Raw genomic sequence first — 16,439 nt, 5'->3', positions numbered from 1 at the left:
GAATCAGGCTCTCTTGCCGCCGTGGCAGAGAGCCTTTTTTTGTGTCTGCGGATTTAATTCTTCTTCTGCGCCGCCAGCTCTGACAGCCGCACAATCACTTCCACCGATTTCGCCATGATATTCAGCGAAGCAAACTCATGCTTGCCGTGATAGTTATAGCCACCGGTGAAGATATTCGGGCAAGGCAGCCCTTTCCAGGACAGCGCCGATCCATCCGTACCGCCGCGAATCGGTTTCACTACCGGCTCAATGCCGCAGTCACGCATCGCCTGTAAAGCCAGTTCGATGATGTGCGGGAACGGCTCAACCTTTTCACGCATGTTGCGATAGCTGTTGGTGATCTCGACGGTGACCGAACAGTCCGGGTGCAGGGTTTTGTTGATCTCTGCGGCAATCTGCAGCAGCGTCTGTTTACGCTGTTCAAAACTCTCCGTTTCGAAGTCACGAATGATATAGAGCATCTCGGCGTGTTCAACGCTGCCTTTGATCTGATGCAGATGATAGAAGCCCTGATAGCCGTCAGTATATTGCGGTTTTTCGCTGGCCGGGACCGCGGCATGAAACTGGTTTGCCAGATCCAGCGCATTGACCATCACCCCTTTGGCGGAGCCAGGGTGCACGTTATTACCGACAATTTTGACGGTGGCCGAAGCAGCATTGAAGTTCTCATATTCGAACTCCCCTAAATCACTGCCATCAATGGTGTAGGCCCAGTCAGCGGCAAAGCCTTCCACATCAAAGTGAGAAGTGCCGCGACCAATCTCTTCATCGGGCGTAAAGGCAACACGGATCGCACCGTGCGGCGTATCGCTCGCAGCCAGTTGCGCCATCGCCGTCATGATCTCAGCGATACCCGCTTTATCATCCGCGCCCAGCAGAGTTTTGCCATCGGTAGTAATCAGCGTATGCCCAATCAGCTTGTGCAGCACCGGGAACATCACCGGCGAGAGAATTTCGTTGCCGTTACCCAGCGCAATGTCTCCGCCGCGATAATTTTCAATAATCTGCGGATTAACATGTTTCGCCGTAAAGTCTGGCGAGGTATCCATGTGAGAGATGAAACCGATGACTGGCGTCGGCCAGTCAACATTGGCGGGCAGCGTGCCCATGACGCAACAGTGATCGCTTAAGGAGACATCGACAAAACCCAGTGCCAGCAACTCCTCCTGCAGCTGACGCGCCAGCGTCCACTGCCCTTCACTGCTGGGCACCTGGCGCGCCTGCGGCTTAGCCTGGGTCTCAACGGCCACATAACTTAAAAAGCGCTCAAGTAACTGTTCCATATCCCATCCTTTAAAAGTGCCATCCGGTATTATTAACAGACCAGCCGGTTACAACGTTGCGTAAAATCATTCGCAGACAGGTTAGCGCTGTCGATAACCTTTGGGAAAGCAATAAGCCCGAAAAAAACGGCTAATTACGACATTGTTGCGGCAAACCTCGCAATGTTGATAAACACCGGGCGGCTGGAATCAGCATGACGGGCAAAAAACGGCGAGGCGGCCATAGCCGCCCCTGCTTACTTATAAAGCGCGCGCAGCAGCTTATGCACAAACTCCGGCACCACTTCGCTCGCCAGGCCGTAATGCCGCTCGGCAAATTCGTTGCCCACCTGGCTTGGCTCCAGGTTCAGCTCAACAGTATGCGCACCCTGCAGTTTGGCTTCATGGACAAAACCCGCGGCCGGATAGACATGGCCTGAGGTGCCGATAGCGATAAAGTAATCGGCCTGTTCCAGCGCCTGATAAATCTGCTCCATGCCCAGCGGCATCTCACCAAACCATACTACGTGCGGCCGCAGCGCAGAGGGGAACTGGCAGCAGGTGCAGCGATCGTCCGGGGTGATATCACCGGTCCACTCAATGACCTGACCGCTGGTGACACAGCGCACTTTTAGCAGCTCACCGTGCATATGCAGCACACGGCTGTTTCCGGCACGCTCATGCAGATTGTCGATGTTTTGCGTGACCAGCAAAAAAGTTATCGCCTAATACCTGTTCCAGCTCCGCCAGCGCCAGATGGGCCGCGTTAGGCTGAATCTCTGCCTCCTGCAATTGCTGGCGGCGCGCATTGTAGAAGCGCTGCACCAGTGCAGGATCGCGCTGAAATCCTTCGGGCGTCGCAACATCTTCTACGTGGTGCTCTTCCCACAGGCCGTCAGCGGCTCGGAAGGTCCGGATGCCGGACTCCGCTGAGATGCCTGCGCCGGTCAGCACGACAACATGTGGCTGAGGATGGGCGGCCAGTTCGGCCTGACGATCGCGCTCAAATATGCGCTGGCGAAAGCGCTGATGCACTTTTCTCCGGGTTTTCTTCAGGCGGGCAAGTCGTATGCGGCGACGTGGTGTACGCATAAAATCTCCTGGCGTAGCAGCTGCGGCGAGCCGCTCTAAACAGATTCCGGGTTAACATCACCCGATAGTAACGGTTGCTGAGGGCCGCGCCCAACAGCAAAGGTCTTAAACAGATGCGGCGCGAAAGGATTCGCGCCGCATTTTTTCACTGACCGCTTAATACCCGAGCCGGGTCAATGCGGCTGGCGCGTCTGGCGGGATACCAGCTCGCCAGCAGGCTCAGCAGAATCGCGGTAATCAATACTGAGAACACATCAATCCAGTGCAGTTCCGACGGCAGGAAATCAATGAAGTAGATATCACCCGCCAGCAGATGATGACCGGTAACCGACTCCAGCCCGCGTACCAGTGAGGTCAGATTCAGCGCCACCAGCACGCCCGCGATCACGCCGCTGACGCTGCCCAGCAGGCCTGCCAGCAAACCGTACCAGATGAAGATGGCGCGGATCAGCCGGTCTTTAGCACCGAGGGTACGAAGCACCGCAATGTCACTGCTCTTATCCTTCACCGCCATCACCAGCGTTGAGACAATGTTAAAGCAGGCGACGCCAATCACCAGCACCATCGCCAGATACATGATGGCGCGGATCATCTGAATATCGCGGTACATATAGCCGTAGGTGCCAATCCAGCTCTTGATGTAGACGTAGGAACGGGTCGCTTCACCGGCATCCCGCACCAGTTTGACCGCCTGGAACGGGTCGGTCATCTTCAGGGCGATGCCGGACACGCTGTCACCCATCTCCAGATAGTGCTGTGCATCGGCGAGTGGCACCAGCGCCAGGCTGTGATCGAGCATGCCGCTCAGTTGCAGGATACCGCTGACCTGAAGCCGGATACGTTTAGGCTGAAGCAGTTTGTTATCATCATCGTTGTTGGGGATCATGATGGTGATCCAGTCGCCCTGCTTCACGTTCAGCGATTTAGCAATGCCGCCGCCCAGAATGATCTGCTGCTTACCGGCGGCAAAAGAGGACCAGCCGTTATCTGCCACAAACTGTGGCAGGGCGCTGAGGCGCGGCTCCTGTGCCGGATCAACGCCCTTTACCTGCAGCGCTTCCAGCCGGGCGCCGCTCTCAATCAGGCCGGTGAAGTTCACATAAGGCGCTGCCGCCGCAATGCCGGGCACCTTTTCAATCGGGGCAATCATCGACTGCCAGTGCTGGAACGGCTGATTGACCGCCTCGATCTCGCCATGCGGCACCACCGCCAGAATGCGGTTGTTCAGCTCACGCTCAAAACCATTCATGGCGCTCAGACCGATAATCAGCACCGCCACGCCCAGCGCAATACCGATGGTGGAGATCACCGAAATCAGCGACACCATGCCGCCACGACGGCGGCCACGACTAAAGCGCAGGCCCAGCAACAGGGATAACGACGAACCCATTACACCGCTCCTGCCATGGTGAGCTGATCGCTTAACTGACCATCACGCATCTCCATCTGACGCGTCATGCGTTTTGCCAGCATCAGATCGTGGGTCACCACCAGAAACGCGGTGCCCTGACGCACATTCAGTTCGCCCAGTAATTCAAAAATGGCATCGGCGTTGCGCGCATCGAGGTTACCGGTTGGCTCATCCGCCATCACCAGCCGTGGGCGGTTAACCAGCGCTCGGGCAATCGCCACGCGCTGGCGTTCGCCGCCTGACAGTTCTGAAGGCCGGTGCGCGGCGCGATGGTCCAGCCCGACCGCGGCCAGCATCTCACGGGCGCGATCCTGTGCTTCCGTTTTAGCGGTTTTGCCAATCAGCAGCGGCATCGCCACGTTCTCCAGCGCGCTGAAGTCCGGCAGCAGATGGTGGAACTGATAGATAAAGCCCAGCTCGCGGTTACGCAGCTCCGCTTTGGCCGACGAGGACATGGCATTCAGTGACTGGCCATCAAACACCACGTCGCCCGATGTCGGTGCATCCAGGCCGCCGAGCAGATGCAGCAGCGTACTTTTACCGGAACCGGAGCTGCCGACAATCGCAGTCAGTTCACCGGGCTGGAGGCTGAAAGCCACATTGCGCAGCACATCGGTCTGCACGCTGCCTTCCTGATAGCGTTTGCACAGGTCGCGGCACTGCAACAAAGGAGTGTTACTCATAACGTAAAGCCTCAGCAGGTTGAACGGCGGCAGCGCGCCACGAAGGATAGAGCGTAGACAACAGCGCCACAATCATGGCGCTGAGGGCGATGGTGACCACCTGCCACACATTAATATCAACCGGCAATGCGGCACCATCAAGGAACAGGCCAATCACCGGCATTAAGTTGTTGAGCTGGCTGGCCAGCAAGACACCGAGCAGCGTGCCGAGCAGCGTGCCGATAATACCGGCGCTGGCACCCTGCACCATAAACACCGCCACTATTTGCCGGCGCGTCAGGCCCTGGGTTTGCAGGATCGCCACTTCGCCCTGCTTCTCCATGATCAGCAGGCCTAACGAAGTGATGATGTTAAAGGCAGCCACGGCGATGATCAGGCTCAGCAGCAGGCCCATCATGTTCTTCTCCATACGCACCGCCTGGAAGAGATCGCCTTTGCGCTCACGCCAGTCTTTCCAGACCAGGCCCGCAGGCAGTGTCTGCTGACTCAGACTGTCGACCGACAGCGGTTTATCCAGCCACAGTCGCCAGCCGGTAATATTACCGGCCGGATAGCGCATCACGCGCGACGCATCCTGAAGATTGACCAGAATCTGATAACCATCGACTTCGCTGTTAGCGGCATAGGTGCCCGCTACGGTAAACAGACGCTGACTTGGCACGCGTCCCATCGGGGTGAACTGGCTGACCGACGGCACCATCAGACGCAGTTGATCGCCACGTTTTACGCCAAGCTGGGATGCCAGCTGTTCGCCAAGGATGACATTATACTGCCCGGCCTGCAGCACGCTCTGCCGGGTATTGACCAGGAAAGGGGTAAGCGGATCTTTTTCAGCCGGCTCAATGCCCAGCATCACGCCAACGGAGACGCTGTGCGGGCTTTGCAGCACCACATTGGCGGTGGTCAGCGGCGCAATACGGCTGACACCCTGCAGATTCAGCGAGGTGGCGGGTTGCTGTTGTGGATTGAGACTGCCTTTGTCGCTGGTGATCAGCGCCTGAGGCATCAGGCCAAGAATATTGCCTTCGAGTTCACGCTCAAAACCGTTCATCACCGATAACACGGTGACCATCGCCAGCACGCCGAGCGTAATGCCAATCGTTGAGAGCCAGGAGACAAAGCGACCGAAGCGATCCGATGCTCGTCCGCGCATATAACGCAGACCGATAAATAGCGCGACAGGTTGATACATGGAATCCAGTAAGCCGTTGCCTGAAAATAGGTAGTGGGATGATAAAGGAGCGGCTGGCTTTATGAAACCTCTAACCCTCTGAGTCGGCAGCAAAGTTGCATCCGGATGCGTCACTTTACGTGCCAAAGCAGCGGAATAGCCGATAAAGCCGCCGCTTATTGGCTGATTATTCAGCGCTCAGGGGGGGTAGACTACAATCAGTACCATGATCACAGGTGATTTATTGCCGGGCAGTATGAGGTAGCGACCATGTTGAAATTTCCCAAAGGCAGCATCGTTAAACATAAATCCGGGGAGATCAGAGGCGAAATCATCAACGTCTTTGAGCAGGGAAACGCACCAGCCGGCTACTACGTAAAGTGGGACGACGGTAACCTCAGCTATCATCCTGAGCAGGAGTTATCCTGGGCGAATATCGACCGCCCACGCATGCATTACACACAGCAATCCATAAAATAAAATGCCCTTTTAACCCCGTCGCTGCATGGCGACGGCGGTTTTTTCTGATCCCTTGCCAGACTCCGTCTATCCTCTCTTTATCCGCACGATTACCGCTGACGCCCGGTAATGGCTGACCGATCCCCTGGTTCAGCGCGGCGCGGCAGGAAAATTGTGCCGCAGAGGTGATCCCCCCTGACATAATATGGAATGATTACGTCCTGGAAAAATGGAGCAACCCCGAGATCCCATGCCCGAACAGACTCGTTATACCCTGCCCGTTAAATCCGGCGATCACCGTCAGCTCGGCCAGCTCATAGGCGCGGCGCACGCGGTGGAGTGTGCCAGCATTACCGAACGACATGCTGGTCCGGTGTTAATGATTACACCCGATACCCAAACCGCTCTGCGTCTGCTGGATGAAATCCGCCAGTTTACCGATCTACCGGTGGCGCACCTTGCCGACTGGGAAACGCTGCCCTACGACAGCTTTTCGCCGCATCAGGATATTATCTCCGCCCGCCTGTCGACCCTCTACCAGCTGCCGGTGATGCAGCGCGGTATGCTGATCATGCCGGTCAACACCCTGATGCAGCGCGTCTGCCCGCACAGTTTTCTGCACGGCCATGCGCTGGTGATGAAGCAGGGACAAAAACTGTCTCGCGACCGGCTGCGCGACCAGCTTGAGCAGGCCGGTTATCGCCATGTCGATCAGGTGATGGAGCACGGTGAATACGCCACGCGCGGCGCCCTGCTCGATCTGTTCCCGATGGGCAGCGATCAGCCCTACCGCATCGACTTTTTCGATGATGAGATCGACAGCCTGCGCCTGTTCGACGTCGACAGTCAGCGCACGCTGGAAGCGGTCCCCGAAATTAACCTGCTGCCTGCGCATGAGTTTCCCAGCGACAAAGCCGCCATTGAGCTGTTCCGCAGCCGCTGGCGTGAAACGTTTGATGTGCGCCGTGAGTCGGAGCATGTCTATCAGCAGGTCAGTAAAGGCACGTTGCCAGCGGGCATCGAATACTGGCAGCCGCTGTTTTTTGAGCAGCCGTTACCCAGCCTGTTCAGCTATCTGCCCGACAATACCCTGATTGTGAACTGTGGCGATCTTGAAGGCAGCGCCAGCCGCTTCTGGCAGGATGCCGAGGCACGCTATGAAAATCGCCGCGTTGATCCGATGCGTCCACTGCTGGAGCCGGTCACCCTGTGGCTGCGTCCGGATGCATTAATGGGAGAGCTGAAAGCCTGGCCGCGCATCCAGATGACCAATGAGGTGCTGCCCGCCAAAGCCGCGAATACCAACCTCGGTTATACCCCGCTGCCTGACCTGACCGTTCAGGCGCAGGCAAAAGCGCCACTCGATCATCTGCGTCAGTTTATTGAGACCTTCAGCGGCACCGTGGTCTTCTCGGTGGAAAGTGAAGGCCGCCGTGAAAGCCTGCAGGATCTGCTGGCCCGGATTAAACTGCGTCCTCAGCCGGTGCACCGCTTCGATGAGGTTGGCGAAGAGCGTTTCCGACTGATGATTGGCGCCAGCGAGCGCGGTTTTATTGATACCCAGGGCAACCGGGCGCTGATTTGCGAAAGCGATTTGCTGGGCGAACGCGTCAGCCGTCGCCGTCAGGATACCCGTCGCACTATCAATCCGGACATTCTGATCCGTAACCTGGCGGAGCTGCATCCCGGCCAGCCGGTGGTGCATCTGGAACACGGTGTGGGTCGTTATATCGGCCTCACCACGCTGGAAGCCGGCGGCATTGAGGCGGAATACCTGATGCTCTCTTACGCCAACGACGCCAAACTTTATGTGCCGGTTTCATCGCTGCACCTGATCAGCCGCTACGCGGGCGGTGCCGACGATAATGCACCACTGCACAAACTGGGCAGCGATGCCTGGTCACGCGCACGGCAGAAAGCGGCTGAGAAAGTGCGTGATGTGGCGGCTGAACTGCTGGATATCTATGCTCAGCGCGCCGCCAAAACCGGCTTTGCCTTTAAGCATAATCGCGAGCAGTATCAGCTGTTCTGCGAAAGCTTCCCGTTTGAAACCACCCCGGACCAGGCGCAGGCGATCAACGCGGTGCTGAGTGATATGTGCGAGCCGCTGGCGATGGACCGTCTGGTGTGCGGCGACGTTGGTTTCGGTAAAACCGAAGTAGCCATGCGCGCGGCGTTTCTGGCGATTGAGAACCATAAACAGGTGGCCGTGCTGGTGCCGACCACCCTGCTGGCACAGCAGCATTACGACAACTTCCGCGATCGCTTCGCCAACTGGCCGGTTCGCATTGAGATGCTTTCCCGTTTCCGTACTGCCAAAGAGCAGGCGCAGGTGCTGGAACAGGCCAGCGATGGCAAGATCGACATCTTAATCGGCACCCATAAGCTGCTGATGAGCGATCTCAAATGGCACGATCTCGGTCTGCTGATTGTCGATGAAGAGCACCGTTTCGGGGTGCGTCACAAAGAGCGCATCAAGGCGATGCGCGCCGATGTGGACATTCTGACGCTGACCGCAACGCCAATCCCTCGCACCCTGAATATGGCTATGAGCGGCATGCGCGATCTCTCGATCATCGCCACGCCGCCTGCCCGCCGTTTAGCGGTGAAAACCTTTGTCCGTGAATTTGACGATCTGGTGATCCGCGAAGCGATACTGCGAGAGGTTCTGCGTGGCGGACAGGTCTACTATCTCTACAATGACGTTGAAAATATCGAGAAAGCGGCGCAGCGTCTCAGCGAACTGGTGCCGGAAGCGCGTGTCGCGATTGGCCATGGTCAGATGCGTGAGCGTGATCTGGAACGGGTGATGAACGATTTCCACCATCAGCGTTTCAACGTGCTGGTCTGTACCACCATTATCGAAACCGGTATCGACATTCCGACCGCCAATACCATCATCATTGAGCGGGCCGATCACTTTGGCCTGGCGCAGTTGCATCAGCTGCGTGGTCGCGTCGGGCGTTCGCATCATCAGGCTTATGCCTGGCTGTTAACACCGCATCCGAAGTCGATGACCGCCGATGCGCATAAGCGGCTGGAGGCGATCGCTTCACTGGAAGATCTGGGTGCCGGTTTTGCCCTGGCAACACACGACCTGGAGATTCGCGGTGCCGGCGAACTGCTGGGTGATGAGCAGAGCGGACAGATGGAGACGCTGGGCTTCACGCTTTATATGGAGCTGCTGGAGAATGCGGTCGAGGCGCTGAAAGCGGGTCGTGAGCCGTCACTGGAAGATCTCACCAGCAACCAGACCGAGGTGGAGCTGCGGATGCCCGCCCTGCTGCCCGAGACCTTTATCCCGGATGTCAGTACCCGTCTTTCACTCTATAAGCGCATCGCCAGCGCGGAGGCTGAAGAGGAGTTGCAGGAGCTGAAGGTTGAGATGATCGATCGCTTTGGCCTGCTGCCCGATCCGGCGCGTAACCTGCTGGATGTGGCGATTATCCGGCTGAAAGCCCGCGCTGTCGGTCTGCGTAAGATCGAAGCCAGCGACAAAGGTGGTTATTTCGATTTTGCGCCGAAGAACAACGTGGATCCGGCATGGCTGATAGGCCTGCTGCAGAAAGAGCCTCAGCAGTGGAAGCTGGACGGGCCGACACGACTGCGCTTTACCCGTGAGCTGTCGGAAAGAAAGGTGCGGCTTGAGTGGGTGCAGGGATTCGTTTCGCAACTGGCTCAACGGCAGGCGTAAAACCCTGCCCGTGCGTTGCTGAGCTAACCGGTAAAGCGCCGGTTAGTTTGCCGCAAAAAAAAGGCGCATCCTGAGATGCGCCTTTTTCATTACTGCTGTATTACGTTGTGCTGTGTGGCCGCGTGAGCGGCAAAGCTTTGCCCAATTACGCCTGATCGCCGTTGAGAACCAGCTGACCATTGCGATCCAGTGGAATACGCGTGCCGGGGTCATTTTCCATACGGATTTTACCCTGCTGATCGCCTATTTTATAGGTCACGTCATATCCCAGTTTTTTCTCTTGTTTGTCGTAAACTGTTTTGCAGCGCTGTTCGGTTGTGGTGTAGGTATCCCGATCCTGCAGTCCGCCCTGGACCTGATTACCGGCATAACCCCCCCGCTACCGCACCTGCTACTGTCGCCACATCTCTGCCGCGACCGCCACCAAACTGGTGACCCAGCACTCCACCTGCCACTGCACCTAATACAGACCCGGCAAGACGGTTTTCATCCTGCACGGCCCGACGGTGAGTCAGAGTGACATTACGGCACTCCTGACGAGGCTGTTTAATGCTCTCTTTGATTGGCGTTGCAGACAGTACCTGAGCATATTGAGGACCGCGATCAAACACGTTCATGCCTGCTACGGCTGCAACACCCAGTGCTGCTGCCACACCAATACCGATACCCGCTAACATTGATTTATTCACAGGAAGTTCCTCCTGAAAAGTGTTACCGCGCAATCCTGCTGCTAAAGCATCCTCGTTAACTGAGGTATAACCGGCGTGCGCGACGCGCCGTGTTTGTTGAGATGAAGTTTTACAGATGGACCGAAAATGCAACATCAGATAAATGGAGGAAATTGGTCACTTTGCTATCAGGACCAGTTTTTAGGAGAGTTCTGAGGCTGAAAAAGCAGCAGCGATAACCCGGCCACAAAGAAGATAACAACTTAAAAAACAGTCAGATAGTTGCCGCTACAATGCATTTTAGCAACTGAGGTGCGCCAGGGTTATGATCGGGGCTGCCCCGTTTGCTTACCACATTTACGGCATCGGGGAGCATGCGCCACGTATGCGGTTGTTACTTTAAGCGGGGGAGTACGGGGAGTTTGTGATTTTTTTGATGTCGGGATTGGCAGGCTAAGCATTCCGGTCAGTTAACCGGAATGCTTGATCATCTCAACGGCTTAAAACCGATAACCTACAGCGATGTTAAAACCATTGATGGCAACATCTTCGTTATATTTTACGCGAGTACCTTCATAACCAACACTCACAGAGAGGTTGCTGACAGGATTCACGACAACGCCAGCGCCATAGGCAAAAGATGTTTTATTTTCGCTATATTCTTCGGAGTAGATTCCAGGATAAGTCACGTTCTCATCCACTTTGGTATGGGCAACACCAATTAATCCATAGAAGCTGATGTAGTCATTGATGCGATATGCCGGACCTGCCATCAGTGAGTAATATTTCACTTTGGTTTTTCCATCATATCCGCTGACATCGCCATAAAGATCTTCTCGCTCAGAAAAACTTTCATCGCCTTTCATGTAGCTGAATGAGCCAATCACACTGAGAGGAGACTCCCATTCATAGCGATACTGAACGTTGACGCCACGGATGTTTTTAAAGTCTTCAACTTTGCTTTGTGCATATCCAACCGAGACGGTGTGATTATCAGCCAGCGCATTGCTGCCCACGAGAAGACCGCCACACAGTAATGCCAGCATCGTCATTTTAGAAGTCATGTATTTAATTCCTTTTCATAATTTAACATTATTTCCCTGCGCTTAACGCAGGACTTCGTTCCCTGAATCACCAATACCCGACGGACAGGATAATTTTTTATCTATCCGCCTGTATCGGACAGGAATTTCATGTAGCGCTCCGCGTCTGATGTTCAGATCGTCCGGAGAGCATCTATTCATACCCGATTTTTTTAAACAAGCTGGCCTGAGTGAATGTGAAACTTAAACTCCAGCCTTATTAAATGGCACTTAGGCCATTTAATTTATGTTAAGTAAAGAATTCAACCACAGGATTCATCCTCGCGGTTAGTTATCAATCAATTCTTAATGGCATTATTAGACCAAAAAGAATTAGAGGTATCAAGACCGAGTTGCCATAAAAAAAGCAAAAACCCCTGAAAACCATTACTGCACATAGATCCAGAAAACCATACTGCGTTATACAATCCATTAACGCAGATTATTAACTGACCTGTATATCCACAACCCATTAAAAGACTAAGTTACAGTTCTATTTAACCTCTCCTGAATACAATGAAAATATTTGGAAAGATAACACCTGTATTTTCCCAAAAGGAGTGCCCCCTCAATCTGACTGCCAATGCTGCTGCCGGTGCTCATGCCCACGCTCTGGTGCTCGGTTTGTAGTCCGCGTGATTCTCAATGTTGCTGAAGCCCAGCGTGCCGGTGTCGAAACGGTTTTTATCGGCGGTGGCGGTGGAACTGATGACCGCGCCGTTGAGTTGGGTGTCCCCGCCCGCCGTTACGTCAAAGTCGCCCTTTCTGGCAAAAATGCTGGTCTGCTGGACCACTTTCTGCCAGTTGCTGTGCATTTTATCCTGACTGAGGCTCACGTTCGCCGACCCGGTCATCAAGCCGAAGGTGAAGTTGCCGCCCGCGCTGGCGTTCTGCGGCTTCCTGTTGTAGCAGTCGCTGTTAACTAAGTAACAAGTCTTTGTAAGGCAGCAACAGGGAGCACCTTTGCCACCCGGAGGAATTCTAAAAAACTCTCATCTATTGCATCAACGAGATTAAATAATATCAATAAATTACAGGCAAATGTATATCATGAGAAACTATTTATGAAAAAACGCAATCTTGACATAAATTAAAAGTTATAAATCATCTTCTGAAATAACATCTAAAGCTCCACAGGCCTTAAATAACCACTTCAAAGCGCCAGACATAAAAGAGAAGTCAAGCGTTGTCACCTCAATTATGAAGTGGCTATTACTTAAAGGTGCGTCAAACAACACTGCATTCCACCAAAACCACTCTCGCCCATCAGGCTCAAGCCAGGATAACCATGATGCTAATGTCCATTCATTATCGGTGGAAGCTTCAATCAACTTTTGCCCATAAGATAACCTTCTCCAGCTTTCATTCCACTTTTCTTTTTCTTCTTCAGTCTGATCTGGCAGAAAGCCATCAACAAACTGGGATGGAAGAAGACCTGACCATTCTTCAAGAGAAGGCCAGTTTTGCGAGGAATAATTATTTATAATAATCATTACATTTTTTGCTAAACCTAATACTTTAGACACATCATTGCATGACACGATGAAACGGGCGATTCCAACTCCAGTAGCTTTTTCTGTAGACTGAGGTGGGTTTTGCAACCTATTTCTCTCCAGTAATATTTGACGCAACCTTTCATCACTTACTTGCATTTCTTCCTGTCCCCTGAATAATCTTGTCTTTTAATTCTTCCAGCTTTTCTGGCCTTATACCATATTGATCCTTAGCTTTAGTTGGATCTGCAATAACAGGCTTCCCTTTATTTTCTGGCAATCGAGCCACGCTTTCTTTCACAGCAGTGTTTCTTAAATCATCCAGAACAGAGTGGGGTACCTCAAACGTTTTTATCGCTGCACCATCCATATTCTGAGAGCCACGTTTTTCGAAAAACTCTAGTGCCCTGGCTTTGTCACCAAAATTCAAATATAGCGTTGTATTGCCAGTAATACTAACCTGTCCGTTGTCTCCTATCATAACACGTGTATTTGGTGTTCCCTCTACACGATAAACAGTTACGGTGCCTGGACCTTTCAATCCCCACAGAGCACCACCAATCGCTGCAGCAGTATGAACACCAGCCATTGTGGTATAAAGGCCGTCCGCGGTTTCTTTACTCACACCCCAGTTTTCAGCAATGCGGTTGACGTTAGCGTCACGCTCTGCTTTCGCATCCGCCGTAGCATACTGCCATATCAGCGCATCGACCTGGCCTTTACCTTCCTTATAGACACTTCCCATATTGCCGATGTACTGACCATCAAGCTGTTCGCTATAACTTTTACCCATTGCCGCCAGTTCCTGCCTCATACCCTGGCAGGCTGCTGAAGACAGTCCTTTACAGGCTGAGTCTAACGCTACATCGAATGCCTTATCTTTCGCATCCAGGTCACTGATTAACTGTTCTGCCTGCTGTTTCTTTTCTCCTTCCAGATACGGTAACGACCACTTCGCATCCTGACGCTTCTTTTCATCTGGTGCATGCAGCGCATTATTCTCAACCGCATTTTTACCCGCCTGCGCGCCCGCCACCGCACCGCCCGTGCTGTCTCCGGCCACGCCGCCCGCAAGGCCCGCCGCCAGCGTCCCCAGCGCGCTGATGGTCTGCCGCTGCTCCTCACTGAGGTCTTCGCGCTTAACCCCCCGGATACATCTGCTGCGCGATGTACTCGCCCATCGCCGCGCCAGAAGCACCCGCAAGTGCAGGATTACCCGACGCGTATGACGTCACCGCGCCCACTACCGCGTGTGCGATCAGGTTCGCCTGAACGTTCACCACCTCTTTGCCGTCCGGGCCTTTTGTGGTCGTCAGCGTATGTATCTGCTCCGCCAGGTACGGCGCGGCCGCCCCGCTCACCGCTTGGGTCAAATTCCGGCCCACTAGCCAGGTTCAGCTATTTGATTATTCTATTAATTTTGAGTATATCCTTTCTCAAATCATCGTTAACATCTGAGGAGGGTAATTGATTTACAATCTTCTGTATTTTGATAAAAGTACTCGCCTGATCTTTTAGCTCGCTTTCTTTTATCGTCGATAAAGCGGCTATTAGTTCTCCATCGTAATACTCTCCAGCCAACGGATCATCAGTCAGAATCTCCAAAACGCGTGGCATCAATTGGGATATGCATATTTCTTGCCGAATCGCACGACAAATATCTTCCACAGTTAGCTCTTCAATAGGTGTGTCAATAACACCTTCGAACCATAGCTCAAGCGAAGATTTCTGACTTAACTCTTTAGTTAGATTAATATTTCCTATTAATTTACGGAAGGTCATCATATTCCATGTCCTTTTAAAGCTGATTCTATTTTATTAATAGCATCCGTCGCTCTACCATATGCAGCTTGTGCTTCGGAATTATTTACGTTCTTCAACGTATCTGCATGATTCCTCAATCCTCTGAGTGTGTTTTGCATCTCCTGCATATGATCCCAATGCCCTCCATTCTCTTTAGGGACTGGATTGCCATCCATATCCTTAAGAGTTCCAATTATATCGTGATCTTTCAGAGCATTTTTTTATTGTGTTATCAATCTTCCTAATAGCACTTTCTTGCTTTTGATTAAGCTTTTGTACAGGTTTTTCATTGTGCTGCTTAGGGTCATTTTCTGGCGGTGGTGGTGTAACACTTGCTGATCCAGTTCCTCCCAGCTCCGCTTTCTCAGCATCCGTCAGCTCCTTCGCCACATGCGGATCGCGGGATTTTGCAGCCTCATCACGCGCTTCAACGATTGCGCGACCATCAGTGATCGGCGGCGTATCCGCCTCAGTTCCTGACCCTTTCAGAGTCTTATCCAGCTCCGATGCAATTTTGTTATTCGCATCCTGAACTACCTTGTCACCCGGACTCAATGGTAATCCCGGAACGGGTATCAGCACAGGCCTTGGCAAGAGAAGATTATTATTTTCCAATGCATTTTTACCCGCCTGCGCGCCCGCCACCGCACCGCCCGTGCTGTCTCCGGCCACGCCGCCCGCAAGTCCCGCCGCCAGCGTCCCCAGTGCGCTAATGGTCTGCCGCTGCTCCTCACTCAGGTCTTCGCGCTTAACTCCCGGATACATCTGCTGCGCAATATATTCGCCCATCGCCGCGCCAGAAGCACCCGCAAGTGCAGGATTACCCGACGCGTATGACGTCACCGCGCCCACTACCGCGTGTGCAATCAGGTTCGCCTGAACATTCACCACCTCTTTGCCGTCCGGGCCTTTCGTGGTCGTCAGCGTATGTATCTGCTCCGCCAGGATTACCGTATCTGAACCGGGGTTATTTTCTAGGATCGCTTTAATGATATTGGCACTTACCGGTAAGTCACCTTTCACCATCCGGGCCAGACCGGCCTGGACCAGTTACGGTGGCAGTTTCTTATCTTGGGCATATTACGCATAAGAGGTGACCGACTGACCGTAATCTATCGCTCCTGATGGCAGTATATTGTTCCATCCATCACCCAGCGCATTATTCTCAACAGTCTTGCTTAGAAGGAAAACGAAGGAGTTAGGGTTTCAACCCTACTTAACTTCATTGAAGGCCCGAATTATCGGGCCTCATTTCCTTAACTGACCAGCATTAGGCTTGGTGGCCGAGATCTTTTTTTAGTCTTTAAGGCTATGATAAAAACTAATAACACTTTTTAAATCGGTACTCCATTCCGATATTTTCATGCCATCTTCATTATACGTTGTTCGCGGTTCAGTAAAACTATTTATATTTTCAGGAGTGAACCCTGGACATTCATCTAAAAATAAAATGCTATTTTGAACGAAAACAACATCTCCAGAAAAATATAATACCCAAGTAAATATAAAATTTGTATTGGCAGGCTCATACATAGAAACAGCTAAAGCAGCATGCTTTTTTATTTGCCAAGCCTTCTTCAAGAGAGCATCGCCAGTTATCTTTGTAATCATTTATATTCCA

At 53.1% G+C, this 16,439-nt stretch carries 13 protein-coding genes and 4 pseudogenes; 2 read left to right on the top strand and 15 right to left on the bottom strand.

Features of this window, described 5'->3' with window-relative positions; translation table 11 throughout:
* Window positions 1-53: 53 nt before the first annotated feature.
* The 5 genes and pseudogenes from pepT to lolC form a co-directional block, all read right to left on the bottom strand.
* Window positions 54-1,283 carry a peptidase T gene (pepT, locus tag JNO11_RS07185; RefSeq protein ID WP_010246276.1) on the bottom strand — a complete coding sequence of 410 codons (1,230 nt, stop codon included), beginning with the start codon at window positions 1,281-1,283 and terminating at the stop codon, window positions 54-56.
* A 236-nt stretch (window positions 1,284-1,519) separates the two neighbouring features.
* Window positions 1,520-2,354, bottom strand: a pseudogene (gene cobB / locus JNO11_RS07180) (Sir2 family NAD+-dependent deacetylase).
* A 145-nt stretch (window positions 2,355-2,499) separates the two neighbouring features.
* Window positions 2,500-3,744 (bottom strand): lipoprotein-releasing ABC transporter permease subunit LolE, encoded by a 1,245-nt coding sequence (gene lolE, locus JNO11_RS07175; protein WP_325177112.1) that lies wholly within the window; start codon window positions 3,742-3,744, stop codon window positions 2,500-2,502.
* On the bottom strand, window positions 3,744-4,448 hold the full coding sequence (gene lolD, locus JNO11_RS07170) for a lipoprotein-releasing ABC transporter ATP-binding protein LolD (protein WP_010246282.1): 705 nt from the start codon (window positions 4,446-4,448) through the stop codon (window positions 3,744-3,746). Before lolD ends, lolE begins: the two co-directional genes overlap by 1 nt.
* Window positions 4,441-5,640 carry a lipoprotein-releasing ABC transporter permease subunit LolC gene (lolC, locus tag JNO11_RS07165; RefSeq protein ID WP_010246284.1) on the bottom strand — a complete coding sequence of 400 codons (1,200 nt, stop codon included), beginning with the start codon at window positions 5,638-5,640 and terminating at the stop codon, window positions 4,441-4,443. The genes lolD and lolC overlap by 8 nt, the downstream gene beginning before the upstream one ends.
* A gap of 249 nt (window positions 5,641-5,889) precedes the next feature.
* On the opposite strand from lolC, the gene JNO11_RS07160 reads away from it, so the two are divergent.
* Entirely contained in the window at window positions 5,890-6,099 is a 210-nt protein-coding gene (locus JNO11_RS07160) for a hypothetical protein (protein ID WP_003849845.1), read from the top strand.
* Between the two features lie 229 nt (window positions 6,100-6,328).
* Window positions 6,329-9,772: a transcription-repair coupling factor gene (mfd, locus tag JNO11_RS07155; protein WP_187484150.1), complete on the top strand. Its 3,444-nt coding sequence runs from the start codon at window positions 6,329-6,331 to the stop codon at window positions 9,770-9,772.
* 145 nt (window positions 9,773-9,917) lie between these two features.
* Here the strand turns inward: mfd and JNO11_RS07150 are convergent.
* From JNO11_RS07150 to JNO11_RS07105, 10 genes and pseudogenes are all read right to left on the bottom strand, one after another.
* Window positions 9,918-10,461 (bottom strand): annotated as a pseudogene (locus JNO11_RS07150) (glycine zipper 2TM domain-containing protein).
* A gap of 479 nt (window positions 10,462-10,940) precedes the next feature.
* The gene (locus JNO11_RS07145; protein WP_320503840.1) at window positions 10,941-11,504 is read right to left on the bottom strand and encodes an Ail/Lom family outer membrane beta-barrel protein; all 564 of its coding nucleotides are present in this window, start codon (window positions 11,502-11,504) and stop codon (window positions 10,941-10,943) included.
* 617 nt (window positions 11,505-12,121) lie between these two features.
* Window positions 12,122-12,376, bottom strand: coding sequence for a hemagglutinin repeat-containing protein (locus JNO11_RS07140; protein ID WP_264366923.1), 255 nt, complete (start codon window positions 12,374-12,376; stop codon window positions 12,122-12,124).
* Between the two features lie 243 nt (window positions 12,377-12,619).
* Window positions 12,620-13,174, bottom strand: coding sequence for a hypothetical protein (locus JNO11_RS07135; protein ID WP_031594688.1), 555 nt, complete (start codon window positions 13,172-13,174; stop codon window positions 12,620-12,622).
* Complete coding sequence (locus JNO11_RS07130) at window positions 13,161-14,051, bottom strand: DUF6862 domain-containing protein (RefSeq protein WP_325177687.1); 891 nt, start codon at window positions 14,049-14,051, stop codon at window positions 13,161-13,163. Before JNO11_RS07130 ends, JNO11_RS07135 begins: the two co-directional genes overlap by 14 nt.
* A gap of 9 nt (window positions 14,052-14,060) precedes the next feature.
* A pseudogene (locus tag JNO11_RS07125) lies at window positions 14,061-14,213 on the bottom strand (VENN motif pre-toxin domain-containing protein); the annotation flags it as partial.
* Window positions 14,155-14,388 (bottom strand): hypothetical protein, encoded by a 234-nt coding sequence (locus JNO11_RS07120; RefSeq protein WP_325177111.1) that lies wholly within the window; start codon window positions 14,386-14,388, stop codon window positions 14,155-14,157. The pseudogene JNO11_RS07125 and the gene JNO11_RS07120, both read right to left, overlap by 59 nt.
* A gap of 25 nt (window positions 14,389-14,413) precedes the next feature.
* Window positions 14,414-14,800 carry a contact-dependent growth inhibition system immunity protein gene (locus JNO11_RS07115; protein WP_122458868.1) on the bottom strand — a complete coding sequence of 129 codons (387 nt, stop codon included), beginning with the start codon at window positions 14,798-14,800 and terminating at the stop codon, window positions 14,414-14,416.
* Window positions 14,797-15,685, bottom strand: a pseudogene (locus tag JNO11_RS07110) (VENN motif pre-toxin domain-containing protein); the annotation flags it as partial. The pseudogene JNO11_RS07110 and the gene JNO11_RS07115, both read right to left, overlap by 4 nt.
* Window positions 15,686-16,114: 429 nt before the next feature.
* Window positions 16,115-16,429 carry a hypothetical protein gene (locus tag JNO11_RS07105; RefSeq protein ID WP_346267486.1) on the bottom strand — a complete coding sequence of 105 codons (315 nt, stop codon included), beginning with the start codon at window positions 16,427-16,429 and terminating at the stop codon, window positions 16,115-16,117.
* Window positions 16,430-16,439 lie beyond the last annotated feature (10 nt).

The organism is Pantoea sp. 1B4 (assembly GCF_016925765.1).
Classification (GTDB): Bacteria; Pseudomonadota; Gammaproteobacteria; order Enterobacterales; family Enterobacteriaceae; genus Pantoea; species Pantoea agglomerans.
The sequence above is the reverse complement of the archived record's forward strand: the minus strand, read 5'-3'. Positions and strand labels throughout refer to the sequence as shown.